This is a genomic window from Planktothrix sp. FACHB-1355, assembly GCF_014748295.1.
GTDB classification, from domain to species: Bacteria; Cyanobacteriota; Cyanobacteriia; order Cyanobacteriales; family Aerosakkonemataceae; genus Aerosakkonema; species Aerosakkonema funiforme_A.
This window is the reverse complement of the sequence record NZ_JACJUP010000659.1, coordinates 1-3908: the sequence shown is the minus strand read 5'-3', so window position 1 is coordinate 3908 and position 3908 is coordinate 1. Positions and strand designations below refer to the sequence as shown.

The following is a 3908-nucleotide window of genomic DNA, read 5'->3' as shown; positions in this document are numbered from 1 at the left end:
TTCTCCCTTATCTTGACCCCAGTTTTCCAGCAATCTCAGTAGTGCCTTTGTGAGTCTGGAATGAAAAAATTTCGGTGACATTTTTGCTATTGCTTCACCATCGATTAATTCGTAAGTTACATCGCCTTCTGGTAGGGCGAGAAATTCATCCAGAGTGAGTTTGTTTTTTGCTTGGAGCATAAGCTTCCTATTTAGTTGTAGACTGCTATAATTAGTTTATATTACTAAATCCAGAGTCGCATTGATAGGAGGTAAACCAATGCCTTCACCTTTTCCAGGCTTTGACCCTTATCTAGAAAATCCTAGTTTTTGGCCGGAAGTTCATAGTCGGTTAATTGTAGCCCTTGCAGATTCTTTAGTTCCTCAAGTTCGTCCTAAGTATGAAATTGCCATTGAAAAGCGCATTTATGAAATTAATAGCTCTAATGGTGATAATTCTATATTAGTGGGTGTTCCCGATCTAGCGGTTAAACGTCAATCGTCCAATATTAATCAATCCCCTTCTCAAATCGCTGTAGCAGTTGCTTCATCTCCCGTTCAACCGATCGCAGTTAATGTCCCGATCCCGGAAAAAATTAAGCAAAATTACTTAGAGGTAAGAGACAGAAGCACAGGTTCAGTTATTACTGTAATTGAAATTTTATCTCCTGTTAATAAACGTGCTGGTGAAGGAAGAGATAGTTATCTCCAAAAACGTCAGCGTATTTTAGGAAGTTTAACAAATTTAGTAGAAATTGATTTAATCCGAAGCTTCCAACCGATGCCAATTTTAGAAGCTGATATTCAGTCAAATTATCGAGTTTTAATTAGCAGGCATACTCATCGACCGCAAGCTGAATTATATGCTTTTAGTTTCAAAGATTCTCTTCCTAGCTTTTACCTGCCTTTGCGTTCGGAAGATATTGAGCCAACTGTTAATTTACAGCAATTATTTACGGAAATTTATGATAAGGCAGGTTATGATTATCGGATTGATTACACTGCTGAAATCGTTCCTGCTTTATCAGAACAGGATAGAATTTGGGTTCAGGAGTTGTTAGCAAAAGCTGCGGAATAGAGCGACGCCTAACCAAACAAATTAATGATTATGTGAGAACTCGCGCTTGGGCGATTTCTCTGTCACCGATCGCACGCACTTGAGAACTAAATAATGAAATAATTGCAATAGCTTGTCCGGTGACTGTCATAAATTCTACTTCATATCCCAAACCTTCTTGATGTACTAATACCACAGTGCCAATATCGCCTGTTTTTAAATTATATTCTGGTAAATCGGTGGTTAAAGCAACTCGGTCTAATTCAGTAATCATTTTGGGTAATTTGAGGAATTTTATTCTAGTGGGTATGCGCTGACAACATCTTGCACCTGTACCTGCACGCGACTGGTATTAAAAGATGCCTTAATCGGCGGTGTTGTCCACGCCCGCCGGGGACTCAAGTCCCCGCCTAATAGCGAAAGTCCACTGAAGTGGACTGGTAGAAAAGATTAGTCCGTTAAAACGGACTTGCGCTATTAGCCAGGGGTTTAAACCCCTGGCGGGTGAAAACTTTGGTGCAAGATCTCGTTTAGAGCTAATTGCTTGGCTTTCTTTTGGTATAGCACTTCAGCACAGAAACAGGATTTTTTGGAAAAAACCGGTTTCTTGTTCGGTAGAAAATACCGACTTTCTTATCAGGCGCAACGTGCGATTTGATTACCAACAAATGTCGGGCGGGTCACCTACGATAATTAATCGCTTTGGTAAAAAAATGCAAGGTGACGTACCCTACTACTTTGGGATTGGTATATTAGTTGTCGATCCTAACAACCTACGAAGTATAGTAGTTAGGATAAGTAGGTACGCCATTAGAATTTTTGCTCAAGACATCTGGATCTGAGAAAGAACTTGGTAGGCTTTCAGTAACATAATTTCCTGATTTGTTGCTAAAACCACCAGCAGGAATGTTAATGGGAGTTTTTTGAACTGAATAGTGTAAATGATCGCCTGGAGTGCCAAGTACATATCCAGTTTTACCACTTTGAGCAATTGGCTGGTTTTGACTTACATAATCGCCTACATTTGGCAGTACACTATTATATTTTAAGTGAAGGTACACAGCCGATGTTCCGTCTCCATGATCGATAAGTACATAGTTGGTGTATTGTGACCAACCGTTTAGAGAAGATATTCTCGTTTGAGAACCTTCGTATAGACTGACTACTTTACCAGCTCTTGTAGCAACTACTGTACTGCCTTCAGGCATATTAAAATCCCAGGCATAGCGGTTAAACTGATCGGAGTGGCTGGTTCCGTTGTTATTTCCTTGGGTAACTTGATAAGTCTTACCGTCTGGGTAAGGAAGTTGGTATTTACCAGTTCCCGTTACATCAGCAAACCAAGTTCCTTTCGTTCCCGTATAAACAATGTCTGTCCATTTTTCATTAGGTAAAAATCCCGTGCCATTGCCATTAGCACGCCTGACATAAACTCCATCATTATTAGAGACGATTGCATCAGCTTTACCATCTCCCGTTACATCAGCAAACCAAGTTCCTTTCGTTCCCGTATAAACAATGTCTGTCCATTTTTCATTAGGTAAAAATCCCGTGCCAGTGCCATTAGCACGCCTAACATAAACTCCATCGTCATTAGAGACGATTGCATCAGCTTTACCATCTCCCGTTACATCGGCAAACCAGGTTCCTTTCGTTCCCGTATAAACAATATCTGTCCATTTTTCATTAGGTAAAAATTTGCTCCCATCAGAACGTCTGACATAAACACCATCGTCATTAGATACGATTGCATCAGCTAATATGCTATTCTGGGCTTGTTCAACAGAGATAACCTGATTATCAATGACAACAGTGCTGAAGTCATTCTCTGTCTGAATCCGTAGCAACTCTGGCTGACTCAGAGGAAAACCCAAAACAACGTCCTTAAATAACTCTCCCTCATCTCCACAAGTATCCCCACCCGGATTGAGCAAAGTATCAAACTTGTGTCCTAGTTCCTCAAGCAGAACCTCTTGAACTTTCAGACTGTCACGGCGCAGCAAGGAATCTGATAAATAGATGGTGTTTGTAGCTTGCGAAAAGGCTCCCTGCGCCCCATTCATAGCTACATCTTCGACAATTTGCAGATGGGGAATTTGATTAAAAATGCCGACTGCGGAATTTTTAATCAATATATGAGCCGCGTTTCGCTCGGTAATATCAAAGACTCGATCTAGTTTTTCTAAGGCAGTGGGCGAGGCGAAAAATTTTTGTAATTCAGTTTGAACACAAGTCAAGGCTATATTGAGTACATTTGAACTTACGGGTAAAATGTTTATTGGATTGTTATATTCCCAACTTTGTTGAGGTTCGGGAAAAAAGAAATTGGACATATTAATTTCGATTAATTTATCGATTTGATAATTTAGATATTATCATTGTTAGCTTTAATAGACAACTCAATATCGTATGCTTTAGCACCCAATTTTTCTAAGTATCCTGAAAAAATTTAGTAGGATTTGGTACAATTCGGTTGACAAAGTAGGATTTGGTAGGATATATTACACAAATATCTATCCGTATCTAGATATGAATAATATTGAAGATATATTACAGTGGGCTGATAACTTGATTTTTAATGACACTGGACAACATCTCACACCTATACAGGAAGCAATACTAACGGGCGCTTGGCAAAGAAAAAAATATCCTCAAATTGCTAAAGATTTTAATTGTAGCGAATCCCACATTAAAAAAGAAGCAGCTAAGTTATGGGAAAAGTTGGCTGAAGAATTAGGAGAAGATCTCAATAAATTTAATTTCCGTTCTAAGTTAGAGAAAAAACATAGAGTTTCTCAAGTTTCCAACTCAGGTGACTGTTTAGTACAAGAAATTGATATTAATATTTGTAATAAGTTTATCCAGAATATCA

4 protein-coding genes and 1 pseudogene are annotated in these 3908 nt (G+C 38.9%); 2 read left to right on the top strand and 3 right to left on the bottom strand.

Annotation, left to right across the window (positions count from 1 at the left end):
- On the bottom strand, nucleotides 1-180 hold a 180-nt coding region (locus H6S82_RS22565; protein WP_191056739.1), incomplete at its 3' end, for a Uma2 family endonuclease.
- Between the two features lie 79 nt (nucleotides 181-259).
- Here H6S82_RS22565 and H6S82_RS22560 point away from each other — a divergent pair.
- Nucleotides 260-1057, top strand: coding sequence for a DUF4058 family protein (locus tag H6S82_RS22560; RefSeq protein ID WP_190465306.1), 798 nt, complete (start codon nucleotides 260-262; stop codon nucleotides 1055-1057).
- A gap of 28 nt (nucleotides 1058-1085) precedes the next feature.
- On the opposite strand, the gene H6S82_RS22555 is transcribed toward H6S82_RS22560, so the two are convergent.
- Together H6S82_RS22555 and H6S82_RS22550 are read right to left on the bottom strand one after the other, a co-directional pair.
- On the bottom strand, nucleotides 1086-1310 hold the full coding sequence (locus tag H6S82_RS22555) for a DUF4926 domain-containing protein (protein ID WP_190465307.1): 225 nt from the start codon (nucleotides 1308-1310) through the stop codon (nucleotides 1086-1088).
- A 499-nt stretch (nucleotides 1311-1809) separates the two neighbouring features.
- Nucleotides 1810-3369 (bottom strand): peptidoglycan DD-metalloendopeptidase family protein, encoded by a 1560-nt coding sequence (locus H6S82_RS22550; protein WP_191056738.1) that lies wholly within the window; start codon nucleotides 3367-3369, stop codon nucleotides 1810-1812.
- 196 nt (nucleotides 3370-3565) lie between these two features.
- Here H6S82_RS22550 and H6S82_RS22545 point away from each other — a divergent pair.
- A pseudogene (locus tag H6S82_RS22545) lies at nucleotides 3566-3908 on the top strand (ATPase); the annotation flags it as partial.